21 protein-coding genes and 1 pseudogene are annotated in these 17,919 nt (G+C 68.2%); 12 read left to right on the top strand and 10 right to left on the bottom strand.

Annotated features, from left to right (window positions below; genetic code table 11):
• Positions 1-105: 105 nt before the first annotated feature.
• The 6 genes from ACK41C_RS02655 (at position 106) to ACK41C_RS02630 (ending at position 2,846) form a co-directional block, all read left to right on the top strand.
• The gene (locus ACK41C_RS02655; RefSeq protein WP_409650163.1) at positions 106-294 is read left to right on the top strand and encodes a hypothetical protein; all 189 of its coding nucleotides are present in this window, start codon (positions 106-108) and stop codon (positions 292-294) included.
• Between the two features lie 248 nt (positions 295-542).
• On the top strand, positions 543-704 hold the full coding sequence (locus ACK41C_RS02650; RefSeq protein WP_409650161.1) for a hypothetical protein: 162 nt from the start codon (positions 543-545) through the stop codon (positions 702-704).
• 11 nt (positions 705-715) lie between these two features.
• Positions 716-907 (top strand): hypothetical protein, encoded by a 192-nt coding sequence (locus tag ACK41C_RS02645; protein ID WP_409650158.1) that lies wholly within the window; start codon positions 716-718, stop codon positions 905-907.
• A 302-nt stretch (positions 908-1,209) separates the two neighbouring features.
• Entirely contained in the window at positions 1,210-2,211 is a 1,002-nt protein-coding gene (locus tag ACK41C_RS02640; RefSeq protein ID WP_409650156.1) for a sensor histidine kinase, read from the top strand.
• 200 nt (positions 2,212-2,411) lie between these two features.
• Complete coding sequence (locus ACK41C_RS02635; protein WP_409650153.1) at positions 2,412-2,576, top strand: hypothetical protein; 165 nt, start codon at positions 2,412-2,414, stop codon at positions 2,574-2,576.
• 9 nt (positions 2,577-2,585) lie between these two features.
• Complete coding sequence (locus ACK41C_RS02630; RefSeq protein ID WP_409650151.1) at positions 2,586-2,846, top strand: DUF6894 family protein; 261 nt, start codon at positions 2,586-2,588, stop codon at positions 2,844-2,846.
• 15 nt (positions 2,847-2,861) lie between these two features.
• On the opposite strand, the gene ACK41C_RS02625 is transcribed toward ACK41C_RS02630, so the two are convergent.
• Positions 2,862-3,602, bottom strand: coding sequence for a Crp/Fnr family transcriptional regulator (locus tag ACK41C_RS02625; protein ID WP_409650149.1), 741 nt, complete (start codon positions 3,600-3,602; stop codon positions 2,862-2,864).
• A 280-nt stretch (positions 3,603-3,882) separates the two neighbouring features.
• Between ACK41C_RS02625 and ACK41C_RS02620 the strand changes: the two genes are divergently transcribed.
• From ACK41C_RS02620 to ACK41C_RS02605, 4 genes are all read left to right on the top strand, one after another.
• Positions 3,883-4,077 (top strand): hypothetical protein, encoded by a 195-nt coding sequence (locus tag ACK41C_RS02620; RefSeq protein WP_409650146.1) that lies wholly within the window; start codon positions 3,883-3,885, stop codon positions 4,075-4,077.
• A 358-nt stretch (positions 4,078-4,435) separates the two neighbouring features.
• Complete coding sequence (locus ACK41C_RS02615) at positions 4,436-4,591, top strand: hypothetical protein (RefSeq protein ID WP_409650143.1); 156 nt, start codon at positions 4,436-4,438, stop codon at positions 4,589-4,591.
• Between the two features lie 51 nt (positions 4,592-4,642).
• The gene (locus ACK41C_RS02610; RefSeq protein WP_409650141.1) at positions 4,643-6,304 is read left to right on the top strand and encodes a PAS domain S-box protein; all 1,662 of its coding nucleotides are present in this window, start codon (positions 4,643-4,645) and stop codon (positions 6,302-6,304) included.
• Complete coding sequence (locus ACK41C_RS02605) at positions 6,301-6,672, top strand: response regulator (RefSeq protein WP_409650138.1); 372 nt, start codon at positions 6,301-6,303, stop codon at positions 6,670-6,672. Before ACK41C_RS02610 ends, ACK41C_RS02605 begins: the two co-directional genes overlap by 4 nt.
• A 193-nt stretch (positions 6,673-6,865) precedes the next feature.
• On the opposite strand, the gene ACK41C_RS02600 is transcribed toward ACK41C_RS02605, so the two are convergent.
• The 6 genes and pseudogenes from ACK41C_RS02600 to ACK41C_RS02575 form a co-directional block, all read right to left on the bottom strand.
• Positions 6,866-7,153 carry a Crp/Fnr family transcriptional regulator gene (locus tag ACK41C_RS02600; protein WP_409650135.1) on the bottom strand — a complete coding sequence of 96 codons (288 nt, stop codon included), beginning with the start codon at positions 7,151-7,153 and terminating at the stop codon, positions 6,866-6,868.
• A 175-nt stretch (positions 7,154-7,328) separates the two neighbouring features.
• Positions 7,329-7,637, bottom strand: a pseudogene (locus ACK41C_RS02595) (cyclic nucleotide-binding domain-containing protein); the annotation flags it as partial.
• A 584-nt stretch (positions 7,638-8,221) separates the two neighbouring features.
• On the bottom strand, positions 8,222-8,674 hold the full coding sequence (locus tag ACK41C_RS02590; RefSeq protein WP_409650133.1) for a hypothetical protein: 453 nt from the start codon (positions 8,672-8,674) through the stop codon (positions 8,222-8,224).
• 69 nt (positions 8,675-8,743) lie between these two features.
• The gene (locus ACK41C_RS02585) at positions 8,744-10,531 is read right to left on the bottom strand and encodes an ATP-binding protein (RefSeq protein ID WP_409650130.1); all 1,788 of its coding nucleotides are present in this window, start codon (positions 10,529-10,531) and stop codon (positions 8,744-8,746) included.
• Between the two features lie 142 nt (positions 10,532-10,673).
• Positions 10,674-10,817: a hypothetical protein gene (locus tag ACK41C_RS02580; RefSeq protein WP_409650128.1), complete on the bottom strand. Its 144-nt coding sequence runs from the start codon at positions 10,815-10,817 to the stop codon at positions 10,674-10,676.
• A gap of 59 nt (positions 10,818-10,876) precedes the next feature.
• Positions 10,877-11,239, bottom strand: coding sequence for a response regulator (locus ACK41C_RS02575; RefSeq protein WP_409650126.1), 363 nt, complete (start codon positions 11,237-11,239; stop codon positions 10,877-10,879).
• 372 nt (positions 11,240-11,611) lie between these two features.
• On the opposite strand from ACK41C_RS02575, the gene ACK41C_RS02570 reads away from it, so the two are divergent.
• Complete coding sequence (locus tag ACK41C_RS02570) at positions 11,612-13,162, top strand: alpha/beta fold hydrolase (RefSeq protein ID WP_409650123.1); 1,551 nt, start codon at positions 11,612-11,614, stop codon at positions 13,160-13,162.
• 378 nt (positions 13,163-13,540) lie between these two features.
• Here ACK41C_RS02570 and ACK41C_RS02565 read toward each other — a convergent pair whose 3' ends face one another.
• A complete protein-coding gene (locus ACK41C_RS02565; protein ID WP_409650120.1) occupies positions 13,541-14,011 on the bottom strand; it encodes an SRPBCC family protein in 471 nt (156 codons plus the stop codon).
• The gene (locus ACK41C_RS02560; RefSeq protein ID WP_409653880.1) at positions 14,001-14,351 is read right to left on the bottom strand and encodes an ArsR/SmtB family transcription factor; all 351 of its coding nucleotides are present in this window, start codon (positions 14,349-14,351) and stop codon (positions 14,001-14,003) included. Before ACK41C_RS02560 ends, ACK41C_RS02565 begins: the two co-directional genes overlap by 11 nt.
• A 516-nt stretch (positions 14,352-14,867) precedes the next feature.
• On the opposite strand from ACK41C_RS02560, the gene ACK41C_RS02555 reads away from it, so the two are divergent.
• Positions 14,868-16,355, top strand: coding sequence for a sensor histidine kinase (locus ACK41C_RS02555; protein ID WP_409650118.1), 1,488 nt, complete (start codon positions 14,868-14,870; stop codon positions 16,353-16,355).
• A gap of 113 nt (positions 16,356-16,468) precedes the next feature.
• Here the strand turns inward: ACK41C_RS02555 and ACK41C_RS02550 are convergent, their stop codons facing one another.
• The gene (locus tag ACK41C_RS02550) at positions 16,469-17,710 is read right to left on the bottom strand and encodes a DUF3363 domain-containing protein (protein WP_409650115.1); all 1,242 of its coding nucleotides are present in this window, start codon (positions 17,708-17,710) and stop codon (positions 16,469-16,471) included.
• Between the last annotated feature and the right edge of the window lie 209 nt (positions 17,711-17,919).

Genomic DNA, 17,919 nt, shown 5'->3' with positions numbered 1-17,919 from the left:
AGGATCGGACTTGCCGCAGACCGCCCGGGAACAGCAGCGCTGAAACTATCAATTCATATGGCGGGTTGTGCGCACCATTCGGTCGACGAGACGACAGAGCGCGCGATGACGGATCGGGATTTCAATCAGCGAAGGGCGGAAGAACTGCTGCGCAAGGCCGCCGAGACGCAGAACCTCGCGGAGCGCAGCCGCCTGATCGGCGAGGCTACGATGCACCACATGCGGGCCGTGGAAGCCGAGGTGGGGAAGCTCGACGGCGACCCGGACGCCGCCAGGGCGCCGGATGACGGCTGACGACGGCGGCCCGCCGCAGCCGCGGCGAGCTCAGTAAGCTGGGGGCCGCGAGCAACCGGACTCCGGCGCGGCGGGCCGATGCAGAACCCACCTTGCCCGCGGTCCGCAGCTGCGACTAGCGTAAGCGGTGCAATATCGGCGGCATGGGGTCGCATGTCCGAGTACAAGCCCATGTCCATAGTCGCGCCGGCGTTCCGGTCGGGCGGCGAGTTGGCCGCCAAGGCCGGGCGCCGGCGGGCGCCTTCCCAATGAGCACGGAGTCCGGGCGGCACGCCTTGATCATCGAGGACGAGATGCTGATCGCCCTGGAGATCGAGGCCGAGCTCCGAGACCTTGGCTACGAAAGCGTCCCTTCGCGGCCTCGCCGTCTGAAGCCGTGGCCGAAGCGCGCCGGCGTCGCCCTGACCTGATCACCGCCGACGTGCGTATAACCCATGGCACCGGCATCGAAGCGGTGCAGGCTATCGCCGAGCTGCTAGGGCCCATTCCGGTGGTCTACGTCACGGGCAATGTCGGCATGCTCGCCGAACTCGCGGCCCCGGCGGTGGTGGAGAAGCCCATACGGCAGCAGCTGTTCCGGGCGGCCTGCCGCAGGGTGGAAGCGCACAGCTGAGCGACCGGGCGCCGGCGCCTCGGATCGACGGCCGCTGTTCACCGCTCCCCCGGACAGTCGAGATCGACACACGTCGGGTCGCGGCCCATGGCGGCAATCGTCGCGTTGCGAAGATCCAGCTCCAGCGCCCGTGCGCCGGGTCGCGCGGCAAGCTCCGCAACTGTGGCAGGTGCACGGACCCGTCCCCGTCATTCCCTCCATTGCAAAGGTTGAGGTGGAGGTGGCGGCGTTCTACGAAGCGGCCCTAGTCGATCTGCGCCCGCCCAAGTCCGTATCCTCAGTCCGGCCTGGAGACCGTCCCGTTGTCAGCGCAAGGCTCCGGTTCACAAGTCTGGCTCCCCGAGCATCTCAAGCAGGCGATCGACGCCGCCGAGGTGGCTTTGTGGTCTTGGAACGTCAACACCGACCGCTTCACCATGGACGAGCGCGCCTTCGGCCTCTGGGGACTCCCGTGGGCCGACGAAGTCACGTTCGAGGAGCTCTCGGCCCACATCCACCCCGCCGACCGGGATCGGGTCCGCGCCGCGTTCACGGGGACGCGGTCGGTCGCCGGAGCCTACGAGATCGACTTCCGCATTATTCTGGGGGACGAGGTCCGCTGGATCTCGGCGCGCGGCCAGGGCGCGGATGCGGGCATCGTCGAGGGGGTGATGTTCGGCATCTTCCTGGACGTGACCAATCGCAAGCAGGCGGAGGAGGGTCACGAACTGCTGGCCGGCGAGATGAGCCACAGGGTCAAGAACCTGCTCGCGGTCGCAACCGGTCTCACGCACATCTCCCGGCGGTCCGGCAAAGGCGCCGAGGAGATGGCCGAGGACCTGATCCAGCGCCTCACCGCGCTCGGCCGCGCCCACGACCTCGTTCGTCCGCTTCCCGGCAGCCAGGGCAAGGCCGCCCTCCTGGGCGACCTGCTGTCGGTCCTGCTCGCGCCCTATGACGATCCGGGGGCGTTCGCCGGGCGCATCCGGGTGGCCGTGCCCCGGATGGGCATAGGGGAAGGGACCGCGACGACCCTCGCGATGGTGATCCACGAGCTGGCCACCAACTCGGTCAAGCATGGCGCCCTGTCCGTCCAGGAAGGGACCTTGGACGTTTCGGGGTCGTGCGACGACACCCACCTGCAGCTCACCTGGGCGGAAGACGGCGGGCCCAAGGTCCAGGGAACGCCCGAGATGCGGGGGTTCGGCAGCAAGATGATCTCCCGCAGCATGTCCCAGCACTTCGACGGCGGCCTGTCGTACGACTGGCAGCCCAGCGGCTTGGTCGTGACGTTGCGGATGCGGAAGGACCGCCTCGCCGCTTAGCCGCGAGCCTGCGCCAGGGCGTCGGGCGGAGATATCAGTCAAGGCTGCGAGACAGAGGCCCCGTGCCGCCGGAACGCCGACGGCCTTCGTCGGGCTGGCTTCTTCGTCCGGACAGGCTTACACTGCCGGCATCACCGGCCAAGACGACAGGCGCCGGTGGCTGAGAGACCCCCGCGCTCCCGCCTGTGACGGGAGAGCGCATGTCCAGCAAGATCACAGACCTACGGATCATCGGCCTTCGCATAGAACGGGCCGCCGATCACCAGCGCATGGTCATCGCGCGTCGCCAGGTGGTGGCCCGCGCTCGTGCGCTTGTGCTGCCGCGCCTGCAGGCCGCGAACGATCCAGACCCACAAGCTGCATAACGAGCCCCGATGGAACGCTACTTCTTCCACGTCACCTATGGCGAAACCACGCGGGATAACGAGGGGTTTTTGCTCCCGAGCCTGCAGGAGGCCCGGGCCGCCGCCGTGCAGTTGCTGGGCGAGATGCTCCGGGATCAGGGCGATAGCTTCTGGGCGAAGCCCGACCTGGTCGTGACGGTCACGAACGCCGACAACTTGACGCTCTGGACCCTGAGCGTGACGGGCGCCGAGGCGGCGAGCGTCTCCATGGGTCGGCTCAGGGCGCGATAGCCGGCGCTCAGCCGGCTAGGCTGCGGCGAGGTGCAGGTAGTCCTCGTTGAACTCGCCGGCGGCCGTGAGCCGCGACCACTCCAGCACCTGCAAGCGCCCGGTGCGCATCTGGATGATCTCTTCGCCGCGGAGCTGCTGGAGCACGCGATTGACGTGGACGCTCGACAGTCCGAGCGCGTCCGCCAGCTCCACCTGCGTCAGGCGAAGCTCGATCGTGTCGTCCTTGGCGAGGCCGACCGCCCTGAACTTCACCACCAGCTCGCAGAAGAGGTGGGCGATCCGCGCGTAGGCCGAGCGCCGCCCCAGCCCCACCATCCACTCCCGGAACACCGCCGCATCGACGAGCGTGTCCCGCCAGAGCATGTCGGTCAGCCTGGGATGGGCATGGGTCAGGCGGCGAATGGCCTCGTGGGGAATGTAGACCACCCGGCTTGGCAGCAGAGCCGCGAGGCTGTGGTCCATCTTCCTGAGGTGGAGGCTTTGCAGGTCGGGGATGTCGCCCGGGACGTGGAACGACAGGATCTGTCGACGTCCGTCCGGGAGCAGCTTGTAGCGGCAGGCGAAGCCTTCCAGCACCAGGCAGCACTCCTTCGGGGCGTCTCCTTCCCGGACCAGGTCCTCGTCACCCTTGGGCTCGCTCACCCGGATCGGCAGGTCGCGGATCGCGGCGCGCTGCTCCTGGGTCACCGGGCCCATGCTCTCAAGCTTGTCGAGCAGGCGGTCGTAATTCGGCTGGGAACGCAGGGGATCGTGCATGGGTGCTCCAGGGCTGCGAGGCTGGGAGCACAGGTTGTCTCTCGGCCGCCGGCAGCCTCCACAAAGGGCCAGCGATGAGGCCATCATAGGCGAAGAGTGGCGGGCTGTCCCCTCACATAGGTGGACGCACCGCCGAAAGGCGCAGGCCGCCTGCGCACGTCCCCGCGTCGTCTGGCGCGCGGCGTCCCGAGCCGCCGTGGCGAAGTCGAGCTTCCTTCCGTCGCATGGCCGCGCCCCGCGCCCCTTACTACCTGAACGCCCCAGTCAAAGGTGTGGAGACATGCAGGCCTACCGCGTCTACCGGTTGAACCCGGCGGGGAAGATCACCAGCGGCGAATGGATCGAGGCCGCGAACGAGGACGACGCCCGAGCCGCGGCGCACGCGATGTGCGATCCGGCGACGCCGAAGGTCGAGCTTTGGCGCGGCGCGATGCGCGTGGCGGTCCTCCCATGCGAAGGCGGCGAGGCCGCGTAGGCGGCCCCCACGCCCCCTGCGCGGCGCTGCCGCCTCGACGGCCGCAACTGGCGCTCTGCGTTCGCCAAAGCTTTCCCACGAAGTTGCGTCGGCGGCTTAACCGATCCGGGCGCCGCGAAGCGCCGCCACGGTGGAACAAGCTTGGCCTGGGCGCGTTTTCCCTCCGCAGCGACACACACGCCCCCCCACCGCCGGCCTGCATCTCGGGTCCGGCCACCGCTGCCATCGCCCCCGGCCGGAAGGCCGGGGGCTTTTTGCTGCTTCAGGCGGCCGCCGACAGGCGCGGTGGCGCTCGGGAACGAGGCCGTTTCAGAGCGGCGTCGTTGAACCAAATTTAGCCTATGTTAGTTTTGAGATGATGGGACGATCGGACGACTTCTACCGGGGCAAGGCGCAGGAGTGCGAGACGCAGGCCTCGCACTTGAAGGATCCCGCCCAGAGGGCTCCCTGGCTGAAGATGGCCCGGGACTGGCGCGCCCTGCTGTCGAAGAAGGGCGTGCGATCGGGCGGTTGAAGTCGTAGGCCTACCTCCGCCATTTGCTTCCGGAGTTCGTCGGCGCACGACATGCGCAGACCCGGCCTGGCGGGCTCGCAACGCGCCCGCCGCAAGCGCATTGTCCACAGGATTGATGTGATCGTCGCCCGGGAGGCCCCGCGGCGGCGGGGAACGACGCAGGTCATGGACGAGAACAGCTCGGACGTCTCTCCCAACGACTTCGAGCCGGCCAAGCCCGGCACGGCGGCGCGTACGCTCGCGCAGTCGGGCATCGAGCAGCTCAGGGCGGCTGGCGGCGTCTTCGTCGAGGCGGTGCGCGCCACCCGCATGCCCATGGTGGTGACCGATCCGGCGCTTCCGGGCAACCCGATCGTCTTCGCCAACGGCGCGTTCCTCGAGCTGTCGGGCTACAGCATGGCCGAGGTGCTCGGGCAGCAGCCCTACTTCATGAACGGCGACGAGACGGACCCGACCGACGCGGACAGGTTCCAGGAGGCCCTGTCGCAGGACCGCGACGAGATCCTAGAGGCCGTCCAGTATCGCAAGGACGGCTCCCGCTTCGTCGCCTCCGTCTTCCTGAGCGCCTTCAAGGACGGCGATGGCCGCACCCTGCATCAGTTCCTCTCCTACTTCGACATCACCCGCCGGGTCGAAGCGGAAGACGAGCTCGCCGCGCGCCGGAAGATGGAGGCCCGGCTGCGCGAGAGCGAAGAGCGGTTCCGACAGTTCGCCGACGCGACCACGGACGCCTTCTGGGTGCGGAACGCCGACAGCCTCCTTATGGAGTACCTGAGCCCGGCGTTCGAGCGCATCTACGGGGAGGACCGGGCGGCGGTGCTGGGGGCCGGCCTCGGCGAGTGGACCCACCTGATCCATCCCGACGACCGGGCCGGCGCCGTGGCGGCCCTTGAGCGCGTACGCGCCGGCGCCCGGGTCACGCACGAGTTCCGGATCGTCCGGCCGGACGGCGCCTTGCGCTGGATCGAGAACACCGACTTCCCCCTCTACGACGCCCGAGGGCGGCTTCAGCGGATCGGGGGCATCGCCCGCGACGTGACCGCGGCGAAGCGGGCCGCCGCGCGCCAGCAGCTTCTGCTGGCGGAACTGCAGCATCGCGTACGGAACATCCTGGCGATGATCCGGTCCGTCGTTCGGCGGACCGTGGGAAACGCCGAGACCGTCGAAGAGGTCGCCAACCACCTGGATGGCCGGCTGAGTTCGCTGGCCCGGACACAAGGCCTTCTGACCCGCGCGGCCGGAGCAGGCGTGGACCTGGAGATGCTGGTCCGCGAGGAGCTGCTGGCCCAGCGCGCCGACGACACGAAGGTGCTGGTGGAGGGACCAGCGGTCGAGCTCGCCCCCAAGGCCGCCGAGGTGCTCACCCTGGCCGTCCACGAGCTTGCGACCAACGCCACCAAGTACGGCGCCTTCGCCCAGCCCAACGGGTCCCTCGTCGTCCGGTGGCGCGTCGAGCCGGCCGGCGCCGCACGCACGCTCCGGCTGACATGGAGGGAGAGCGGCGTGCTGGTCGTCGCAAACGCGCCTCGGCGGAGGGGCTTCGGCAGCGAGCTCGTCGAGCGGCGCGTCCCGTACGAGCTGAAGGGCGAGGGATCGATGCAGCTCCTGCCTGGCGGCCTACAGGCCCAGATCTCGTTCCCCCTCGTCCCCGGCGAAAGCATCCTGGCGACCGACCTGCCCAAGACCTCGCCCAACGCGGAGGATCTCCCATGAGCTCGCCGCAGGCGCTCGAGGCCGTCGGGGTCCTGGTCCTGGAGGACGACTTCTACCTGGCGGAAGACGCGCGTCGGACGCTGGAGGAGGCGGGCGCAACGGTCATCGGCCCATTTTCCGACGCTGACGAAGCGATCGCGGCCGCCGAGCGGGAGAAACCGAGCTGCGCCCTCGTCGACATCAACCTGGGCGACGGTCCGGACTTCGCGCCGGCCAAGGCCCTGATCGCCCGCGGGATTTCGATCATCTTCGTCACGGGCTATGACGCCGCCGTGATCCCCCCGGAACTCGCAGCCGTCCCTTGCCTGCAGAAGCCGGTGGAGCCGCGTCACATCCTGGACGCGATCCAGTCCCTTTCCCTGCATTGACGCGCGACGCCAACGGAGCGCCGCGGCTTTGTAGGGTCCGCTTCGTTGAGGAGCAGGCATCGCCCTCGAAACAGGCGATGCATCAGGTGCAGCGGGTCCGGGCGCGGGCAAAATGTTCCCGAACCCAGCAATTTTGACCCGCGCAGGAAGGACTGCAGTCCGGGTGAACCGCGATAGCCCGAGGGTCTCTCGATCAGCCCGGCGCGGAGGCGGCGCGGGGCGTCACGGCGCTCGATCGGCCCGCGTGCGAGCCGACGTCGAAGCCGGCGATCTGCTCGAGTGCGCGTCTGTCCTCCAGCGCCAGACGACCCGCGCGGCAGCGGATCAAGCCGGCCCGCCGCAGCTGCTGCAGGGTGCGGTTCATGTGGACGATCGAGAGACCGAGGGTGTCCGCCAATGTTTCCTGGGTGAGCGGGAACGGCACCGTCTCCCCTTCGACGAGGCCCACCGCCCGGAGGCGGGCGTGGAGGTCGAGCAGCAAGTGCGGTCCGCTCGAGCGCCGATAGACGGCCCAGGCGCACCAGGTGATCCACGAGGGCCTGGTGCTGCCGTACAGCCTGGCTTCGGAGCAGATCGGCCATGGCGCGGTGCTCGACGGTCTCGGCGCGCAGCACCGCGGCGATGCTGCCGAAGTTCGCGGTCCCGACGCGGCTCAGCGCCACCGTCGAGCATCCGCTCGGCTGCGAGCTGAAGCTCGCCAGACCGCAGATGTCCCCAGGCAATAGGAGATGGAGGATCTGCCTGCGGCCGTCGGGCAGGGACCGACAGCAACCGGCCCACCCGCTCTGCACGATCCGCAGCACAGGCTGCTCCTCGGCCACGTGCTCGATCGTGGCGCCGGTGCTGTACCACTCCTCGGAATGCGCCGGCTGTACCCTTCCGAGCCACGCGGCTGAAGGGTCGAGAAGCTCGGATCTGGGCGCCAGCAGCCGCGCCCCGCCGCTGTTTTGCGATGTGACCGTCATTTGGTGCTTTCCCATCCTCGCGGTCAGCCAAAGCATGGGATGGATGGCGCGGCGCTTACCCACGTTAAGACTTGGGACGCCGTCGGCACATTCAACCGTGAACCCAGCCTTGCAACCTGGAGCGCCCCGCGCGATCGGTCGCAGTTCCCAAGGCTTCTGTCGTAGGACCCAACCTCGCCCTCGGCGCCGCCGGCGTGCTGCGCGACAGAGGAGCCATCCGACGGTGGAAGCGACGCCGGCCGCCATCGGGCCCACCACACGCGACCCATCGCCATCACGGATGACCGCGCATCGTCACGGTGATCCGGGCGCCATCTTCGGCCTTGTTATCGGGTCCCAGCCCGGACGAGGCGCTCGGCCTTGTGAAATCGCGCGAAGGGACCGCTGCCCCGCGCCCCCATCGTCGCGCGCCGTGGGGTTGTTCGCCGGCCTAGACTGCGCTCAGGCGAGCGGGGGCAGAAGGCGCGTCTCGCGGCCGGGGCCGCGTACCTGTGGGCCCGCGGCGCGCCGCTTTCAGTATGGCCAGCCGAAGCTCTGCGCCTCGTCGGCCCATGCGGCGAGGCGCAGAGCCCAATCCGGAGGCGTCAGGATTGGCGCCGGGTGCGGTCGACCACCTGCCAGACGCGCGCGGCGCTGGCGTAAATCTGCATCCGCAGTGGATCGAGGGCCTGCATGGCGCCTACGGTCGGATAGAGGCGCCCTCCGCGTCGTTCCAGAAAGCCACGCGCAACCATCGCGGCGACCTTGCGGCGGACGGTCTCCCTGGGGATGCGGCAGGACTCTGAGATCGACCGGACATTGGTGCCGCCTCCGGGCAGCTCCGCAATCTTGCCGGCGAGTAGATCGCCGCGGGAGACCGCCCCGAACGCCCCTGCGGACTGGGCGCGGGTCAATACCGCCAGGAACACGGTCCAGTCCTCTAGGTCGCAAAAGTGCTCCCGAGCCTTGAGAAGCACGGCGAGCACCTCCGCCACGATGGGGGGGCCTGTGCGTGGATAGTCGCTCACGAGGCGTTCAACCTCCTCCGTCAAGTCCATGAACCCTCCCGCAGGCTTCAAGACCAAACTGGCATGTTCGCTGCGCCGCGGACGCCGCCGGCGACGAGTTCAGGCCTGCAGGCGCTCCGGGACATGGCCAGCCGGAGCCCCTCTGTCGACCGGATCTGAGCCTGTCGTCAGCGCCTCCTCCAGCGCCTCCATCAGGCGAGTGAGCTCGATGGGCTTGGCGACCCAACCATCCATACCGGCCTCGGCGTACTCGGCGAGGTGATGGGCCATGACATTGGCGCTCAGCGCCAGGATCGGTGTGCGCGGGAGGGCGAGGCGCGCTTCCTGTTCCCGGATTTCGCGAGCGGCGGCGACGCCGTCGAGCACCGGCATCTGCACGTCCATGAGGACGACGCTCCACGCGCCGCTACGCCAGGCCGCCACCGCGTCCGCCCCGTTTCCGACCACCTGGATCTCGATCCCAAGTGGTTCCAGCAGGGCGCGTAGGACGAGTTGATTGGTCGGGTTGTCTTCCGCGGCCAGGATGCGAATCCCTTCCTCACGCTCGTGGAGCTCTGCCGCGCCGACCAGTTCGGCCGCATCATCGGCGGGCGCATCCGCCCGGGCCAGAGGCAGCCTGACAGTGAAGCGTGACCCCTGGCCAAGCACGCTCTCGACCCGGATCGAGCCGCCCATCAGCTCCGCGAGCTCGCGACAAATCGCCAGGCCAAGCCCGGTGCCGCCGAATCGACGGGTGGTCGACGAGTCGGCTTGCGCAAACTTGTGGAAGAGCTTGGCAAGACTCTCCTGGGCGATGCCGACGCCTGTATCCGCAACCTGGATCACCAGCTCGCCGCCAGCCCGGTCGATGGAGATTTGGACCGACCCCGCGTCGGTGAATTTCACGGCGTTGGTCACCAGGTTGTAGAGGATCTGACGAACACGAATGGGATCGCCCCGCCAGTACCCCTTGGCCGCCTCCGAGACGTTGAGGACCAGGTAGATATCCTTCGCGGCAGAGAGCGCGGTGAAGTTGGCCTGCGCCTCGGCCGCCAGGGCGCCGACATCCAGGACCCCGTCTTCCAGCTCGATCCGCCCAGCTTCGATCTTGGCGAGGTCGAGCAGATCGTTGAGAAGATCGAGCAGCGCCCGGCCGGAGGTGTTGATGACGGCCAAGCGTTCGCGTTGGGTCGGAGAAAGCGCCTCATGACCCATCGCCTGGGCCATGCCAAGCACACCGTTCAGGGGTGTCCGGATCTCGTGGCTGATGTTGGCCAGAAACTCGCTCTTGGCGGCGTTCGCCGCCTCGGCGAGCCCGGTCTTCTCCTCCAGCTCACGCTTTGCGCGGATCAGCTGAACGTGCTCTCGCCAGGAGGAGAGGGCGGAGCTCAGGGCGAAGCCTGCCAGCAGCAGGAAGGCGGCCTCCACGCCAAGCAGACCAGGGCCGGGCGGGCCGTCGCGCACAGGCAGGATCGCCAGGCAGAGCACCGGGGGGAAGGAAGCGGCGATGAGGTGGGGCAAATTGCGGTGCGAGGTGCGAACGACGTAGAGAAGCACCCCGGCGGCGAGGGCGAGCGCCACCATGCGGGCCGGCTCCGTGCCCTTGTCCCACGTCGCCACAGCGATCAATGACCAGGCGGCGCTAGCGATGAACGAGGCGAGCAGGCGGACGACCCGCGAGGGCCCCGGGGCCTTCGCCAGAAGCGCCGGTGACGTCGCCCACCACAGCATCAGCTCCGCGGGAAGGGTCAGCGTCCACCAGATGACAGCCTCGTGCGCGCCAGCCGGAAGAACGCAGACCAAAACGGCGGCGATGGAAAGGGCGATGCGCTGCGGCGCCGTGCGCCGTGTGCTGGCGGCGGTTGCGTCGAAATGCTCGTCGAGGTGGAATAGCTGCCACAGGGCCATAGCGCACGTCTCTACTGAGCCACCGCTTTAGCGCGACGGGGCGAACAAACGGCTAAGCGGCGTCCTTAACGAACACTGCCTCGTCCGCCGTGACGTTATTCAGCCGCGCCCGGATTCGCATGCCGGCCGACGGCGGGTGGACTCAGCGCTGAGGCTCATGCCGCTCGAATTCCGCTGGCGGCGGGGCTTCGGCCTTTCCCAGCCAGCGGCCGGCGAGATCCATGTAGTCGCCCATCATCGCGAGGTCGTCGCACGTCTCGGCGAGCTCGTGCGTCGCGGCCGCCATGCGCAGGGAGTGTTCACGCCAGCGCCCCGCGGGCGCCCCCGACTGGTCTCCGCCAGCCTTCAAGGGACGACCCGCTTGGCCAGTTGGGTCGCAAGTTCGGCAGGCGCGAGAGGCTTCATCAGAAATGCCCTGTCCGGCACGCCGAAGGACCGGAACGATTCGGGCGGGACCTGTCCGCTGACATACAGAACCCCGAGATCGGGGATCACCTGCCGCGCGAAGCGGGCCACCTCGAAACCCGTGGTCGCCACGCCCAGGTGAATGTCGATGATGAGCGTGCCGATCGTCGGCAACGCGGTGATCCATGGGTAGGCGGCGCGGTCGCTGTCGGCGGTCTCGACGGTCATCCCGCCTTCGCTGACGGCCTCGGCGATCACCTCGCCGACGAGCGGGTCATCGTCCACCACCAGCACGCAACTCATCACATACTCCAAGCGGGGGCTCGCGAAGGGGTTGCTTGCCGAGTCCACTAGCCGACACTTTCCTGCTTGGTCTTCCGTCAGTCCAGGGGCGACAATCATCGACGCTGAACTTTCACCTCCAGGTCGCTCCTCACCGGCGCGTGCAACTTGCGGAGTTGTAGATGTTCTTGGCAGCAACGCGAAGAATAGTGGCGCGACGCGCCTATGCCGGATCTTCAACGGCCTGATACGGGGTCTCGCAAGCCTCCTTCAGCAGGGCGGCGCCGTCTCCGCCGCTTCGTGCATTCAGCCCGCCAGTCACAGTGATGCTGAGGGCGGTGAAGTCGCGGCGCAGGCGGTAGATGGGGGCGAGATCTGAGGCTGGATCATGTCGTGGAAACCTACGGAAGGAATGCGCTGCGGAGCAGGACGATGGCGATCAGGAGCGTCATGACGCCAGTGGCGCCGTCGAAGACGCGCCACGCCATCGGCTTGGCGAACAGTGGAGCAAGGAAGCGCGCGCCAGGCCATCAGGCCGCGCAGGACTTCGGGCCGATCCTCTTTGAAGGCCAGCGTCGCCGCCGCCCGTGCGCTGGATGGAACCGCACATCCAGCCTCTCCGCGCCGGAATCCGTTCTGACGTCCGCAACTCTTGGGCCGTCGGCGGAACAGGCGCGCAGCGGTGGAGTTGTTCGCCCGTCTCTTACCCTCGGTGTCGAAATGCCCCTGCTGTCGATCATCCGATTCTTCACGATCGTGCTCTCGCTGGTCCTCCTCGGCGCGGCGGGCTACCTGCTCTGGAGCTGGTATCAAGGCGATCTCGTGCGCGACGCCGCTGGCGACCTGCAGCGGGTGCGGGAAGACTGGCGGCTCTGGACCGGCGGAGCCCTCCTCGCTTGGTCCTTCCTAGGCCGCAGCGTGGTTCCCCTGTTGCTGGCGAAGGCCGACATCCGGCGGACCCGGGCCGAGAGGGCCGAAGGCCAGATGATCGCCAGCTCCACCGGCTCTACCCTCTATGTCGAACAGCATGGACCTGTCGGTGCGCCGCCGATCATCTTCACCCACGGCTGGGGCATGGACAGCACCTTCTGGAACTACGCCAAGCAGGATCTCGGCGATCGCTTCCGCCTGGTGCTCTGGGACCTTCCTGGACTTGGCAAGTCGAAGGCCGGCAAGGACGCCGTACGGCTGGAGGCGTTCGCCGCCGACCTGGCGACCCTGGTTGAAGTGACAGGGCGGCAGCCGGCCGTGCTTGTCGGCCACAGCATCGGCGGCATGACTATCCAGACGCTGATCCGCGACAACCCGCAGCTTCAGGCGCGGCTCGCCGGGCTTGTGCTGCTGAACACCACCCACACGAACCCGCTGAAGACGATGGTCCTGAGCGGCCTTGCCCGCGCCTTGCAGCGGCCGGTCCTCGAGCCGGTCATGAAGCTGATCATCGCCCTGCAACCGCTCGTCTGGCTCTCCAAGTGGCAGAGCTATCTCAGCGGCTCCGCGCACCTGGCCCATCGCCTGGGCTTCGGCAAGTTCGTCACCCGCAGCCAGCTCGAGCACGCGACCCTGCTTTCGACCCGCAACCCGCCCGGCGTGCTGGCGCGCGGCGATCTGGCCATGTTCCACTGGGACGCAAGCGAAGCGCTCGCCAGGCTCCGCATCCCGCTGCTGGTCATCGGGGGAGACAAGGACATCGTCACCAAGCTTGAGGCGAACCGCACGATCGCCGGCGAGAGCGACATGGCCCGCCTGCACGTCGTGGAGGGCGTCAACCACATGGGCCCGATGGAGCGCGCCGACCTCTACAATCAGCTGATCGGCGACTTCGCGCTGGAGGTTCAACCGAGCGCTTCCGTGGATCTGCCCTCCCGCTTCGATCGTGCTGGGGATGACACGGCGCGCGAGCTGCGGCCTGATGAACGCCTGACCCGCCCTCCGGCCACGTGACGGGCAGCGCAGAGTTCACGCGACTTCGCGGGGCAAAGCCCGGCGCGATCAAGGCCGCTCGCCGACCGGCGCCGGCGAGCATGCGCGAGGGCTGACCAGCGGACGCACGGCCGGCTAGCTGCGCCGCATGGAGATCATCTGTGGTGGGCCTTCCGGCGGGTCGGAGATCTTCAGGACACGGTGCGCACGGTGCTGACGGACTGGCGCCGTGACATCGGCGTCAGCTAGGATTCTTAGGTCGTGATGCGTCGCCAAGCCCACGCCGAGCAGGGACACTGATCCTCCGGGACGGTTTCGGCGAACGGAGGACGGCCGTAAGCACGGCCCATGCCAAGTCTGCGGGTCACACGCTCTCTCCGCGACCGTCCTTGAAGTCTTTTAGGTGAGCCGTTCCACCAAGGCGGCCAATTGATCCAGCGTGGCGCCCCAGCCTTCCTGGAAGCCCATCTCCTCGTGCTTGCGAGAGTCTTCCGGGGTCCTGTGCAGAGCCCGGGCCGAGTATCGTGTCCCGGCGCCCTCCGCCTCGAAGGTCATGATGGCGGTGAGGGCAAGCCAGGGCTCCGTCGGCTGCCAACCTTCCTTGAGCACGGTCGTAAACGCCAGGCGGGTCTCCGGAACCACTTCGACGAAACAGCCTTCGACGTGCGGCTGGAAGTCGCCGTCACCCTCGCGCATCAGAGTCTCGAAGCCACCCCCCGGCCGCAGGTCGAGCTTGACGACCTTGCATTCCATGGGGGCCGGGATCCACCACCTGGCCAGATGCTCGGGCATGCTCCAGGCCTTCCAGATCACCGACGGGGGCGCCTTGATGAAGCGGTCGATCGTCAGTTCCGACGTTTCAACCTTCATGGTCTCCGCCCTTCATAAGGTGAGTTTCGACGTAGTCGGCGAGGCGATCGGCCTGCGCCTCCCAGATGGCCCGTTGTTCGGAGAGCCAGGCCTCCGCGAGCGCCAGGCGCGGGGCGTTCACCCGGCAGGTGCGCACCCGCCCAACCTTCTGGGACCGAACCAGGCCATCCTCCTCGAGAACCCGAAGGTGCTTCAGAAACGAGGGGAGCCCCATGTCAAAGGGGGCTGCGAGCTCCTTGACCGAGGCTGGGCCACGCGCAAGCCGAGCGAGGACCGCTCGTCGGGTGGGGTCGGCAAGGGCGTGGAACACCCCGTTGAGAGATGCGCGAGAGTTCTCCATCTGGACAACCATAAGCGATAGTTATCCATTTGGCAAACTAATTGGCTCTCCAAACACAGGCCTCGCGGGCATGCATCTGCTCAAGCCGCCGCTCACCTACAGCTCTGGCGCCCGGAACAGCGTCATTGGGCTGGGCTGGAGGCTGAGCCTCCCCGACCGGCCGCAGGCCGCGCCGCCGACGACGTATGCGCTTCACTCGCTGAGCCTATCGCTAGCGCCAGGCCGCCGCGCATCCGGCCCCACCCGCCCGTCGATCTTGGACGGGGAGCGTCTCAACCAGGGGCGGCGTACGCTTGGCCGCCGGCAAGTCCGCGCCCCAAAGGAAGGCTTGGTGTAGGGCCCGGCGCCACAAGCGTCGGCCTATGCCGTGTTTCGGGGCAGCGGGCGCCCCTCGCCGAGCCTAACAAATTTCGCGAATATCCCCTGTCGGCGTTGTTGCCAACCCGCCCGCCAACAGCGGATGACCCGCCGGTTGAGAGGGGCTAACACGCCGGCCGATGGTCCAAGGTGAGCTGAATGACTGAAATCCTGTCCGCCGGGCGGCTGGACCTTTCCTTCCTCAGCGGCGGCGGCCGGGTCGGCGAGATGATGCGCGGCCATGAATGGAAGGGCTCGCCGCTTGGACAGCCCGCCTCCTGGCCGCAGTCGCTGCGCTCTGTCGTCGGGCTTCTGCTGAATTCGAAGTTCCCGATGTTCGTGGCTTGGGGCGAGGATCTTGGCTTCCTCTACAACGACGCGTACGCCGAGATCCTCGGCGCCAAGCATCCAGCCGCGCTGGGCGGTCGGTTCCGACAGGTGTGGGCCGAAATCTGGGAGGAGATCTCGCCGTTGGTCAGCACCGCTATGAGGGGCGAGGCGTCCTACCACGAGAACCTTCGGCTCACCGTCAGCCGCAAAGGATACGACGAAGAGGCCTGGTTCACCTTCTCGTACTCGCCGGTTCGCGCGGAGGACGGGATCGTCGCCGGCATGTTCTGCGCGGTGCACGAGACCACCGAGCTGGTGCTGGCGGAGCGCAGGTTGAGCGGTGAGCGCCAGCGGCTGGTCGACATGTTCGAACAGGCGCCGACCTTCATGGCGATGCTGTCCGGTCCCGAGCATCGGATCGAGATGGCCAATCCCGGCTACATGGCCCTGGTGGGCCATCGGCCCGTGGTGGGCCGGACGGTGGCGGACGCCCTGCCGGACGCCGTGGCTCAGGGCTACCTCACCCTGCTCGACGGCGTCTACTCGAGCGGCGTCGCCTATGCCGCCAACGGCGCCAAGTATGCGGTCCAGGCCGAGCCCCAGGGGCCCGTCGACGAGCGCTATGTCGACTTCGTCTACCAGCCCCTGAAGGATGGCGAGGGCAAGGTCACAGGGGTCTTCGTGCTCGGGGCTGACGTTACGGACCGCACCTTGTCGGAACTGGCGGTGCGGTCGAGCCAGGAGCAGCTGAAGCTCATGGTCCTCGAACTCAATCATCGGGTGAAGAACAACCTCGCCACCGTCCAGTCCATCGCGGTCCAGACGCTTCGGGGTTCCGACCCGCCTGAGCGGATGCGCGAGGCGCTTGTCCAGCGGATCTCCGCCCTGGCCGCCGCGCATGACATCCTCACGCGGGAGCAGTGGGAAGGCGCGACCCTCTCGAATATCGCCCTGGGCGTGCTGGAACCGCTTGCCGTGGGCGATCGCATCCGGCTTTCCGGCTCCGAGGTCCGTCTGTCCAGCAAAGTCAGTCTCGCGCTGTCGATGGCCTTCCACGAGCTGGGCACCAATGCGGTGAAATACGGGGCGTTGAGCACGGGAAGCGGATCGGTCGAGCTGACGTGGCAGGTGGCCGGCGGAGATCAGCTGCGCCTCGAATGGCGCGAACGCGGCGGTCCCCCCGTGCATGCTCCGGCCCGGCGTGGATTTGGCTCCAGGCTGCTGGAGCGCGGGCTTGCCGGCGAGCTCAACGGGGAGGTCGAGATGACCTTCCCGGCTGAGGGGCGTGCGCTGCCGGATCACGGCGTCGTTGGCTGAGGCGTCCTAGGGCGGCGCCCTCAAGCCGAACGCCGAACGGCGACGCTCCGCTCCTGCCTCTCTCCCTCGAGCTCGTGTCCGCCGCGCAACCCAGTGTCGACGCCTCCACGAACTTACCGACCTCGCTCTCCGCCACGTCCCGCATCCAGGATCAGGGCGCCGCGCGGCCCAGGCAGGAGGTCGAGGCTCTTGCCGGTTCGCGGAGGCGACTGGCCGAAGCCCAGCCTGGCGTAAACCTCCTCGCCGTCACGGCTGCGGACGATCACCCAGGGGATCCCTCCGAGCTCGTCATGCGAGCCGCTTTGGACCACCTTCCCGCGGACCCGCTCGTCGCCGAGCTCGCCCACCGCTCGCCCGGTTTCAAGCCGCCGCCGATGCAGGGTCCGGATGATGTCCCGCCGCAGCTGCAGGCTGCGCAGCCGCGCTTCCAGGTCCGCATCGAGCCGGTAGCGGCGTCCTTGGCGGGTCGCGAGCCCGAGCGCCTCGAGGTGCCGCAACCGGCCCCGGGTCAGCGCGGCCCAGGCGTCGTTCACGCCGACGCCATCGTCCACGAGCCGGTCCGCGTCGGCGGCGGCCAGCAGGCGGCGGTCGAAGCCGGTGAACCGACCGGACCGGGTCTCCCGCCACACCCGCCGCTCGGCGTCCGCGCGGGACAGATCGCCCAGCAGCTCGTGCGCCACCTCCTGGGCTCGCGCCCGGAAGCCGTAGGCGATATAATCGCGCGGGATCACCAGGTCCTTGCCGTTCGCCTTGCGGCCGCGGATCAGCAGGTGGGCATGCGGCTGGTCCGTGTCGAAATGGCAGGTCCCGACCCACTCCAGCTCCGGCTGGCCGAGGTCGTCCGCCACGCGTCGCATCACCTCCCGGGCGTACGCCTTCAGGTCGGCGATCCGGTCGCCGTGCTCCGGCGAGACGATGAGGCGGAAGTGGTGCCGATCGGGCGCCCACCTCGCCGTGGCCGCCGAGGGCTCCAGCTCGTCCGTCGCTCGGTCGAAGAACTCGGGTCGGGCGCCCTCCGCCCCGGCGCCGGACCGCCCCAGATAGGCCAGGTGCTTGGCCAGGGCGACACCCCGCCCGGCGCCACGCCCGGCGTGCCTCGAGACCAGCGCCTTGACGATCACCCGCTGCCGGACGTCCAGCTTGAAGGATCGCCCTGAACGCCGCTGCGCCGACCTGAGCACGCCGGCCCGGCCGCCGATCGCGAACAGCCGCGACGCCGCCAGCCGCTGAAGCATGACGGTCCGCACCCCCGCCCGGTCGGATTTCAGGGATGTGGGAAGCCGCACGTAAAGGGGCCGCTCGCCGCGGATCTGCGGCTCCGCCAGTCGGACGTGGATGGCTTCGCGCACGAGCATCGAACGCTCTCCTGCCGTTCGGAAGGCCGCACGTCACCGCACGTCGCACAATGCAGCCGTGGCCGCCCTAAACCGCTGAAAGCCTAAAGCAAAACGGAAGCAAACTCATCTCTTTTATCTTGCCCTGAGCCCCGAAATCCGTGTGACGACAAATCGGCGCAATCGAAATCAACATTCATCATGCCCGAGCAAGTCGCATTTTCGGCCTA

The sequence above is a fragment of the Phenylobacterium sp. genome, from assembly GCF_046290725.1.
Taxonomy (GTDB): domain Bacteria; phylum Pseudomonadota; class Alphaproteobacteria; order Caulobacterales; family Caulobacteraceae; genus Phenylobacterium.
Note: the sequence above shows the minus strand (reverse complement) of the source record. Positions and strands in the feature narration are given on the sequence as shown.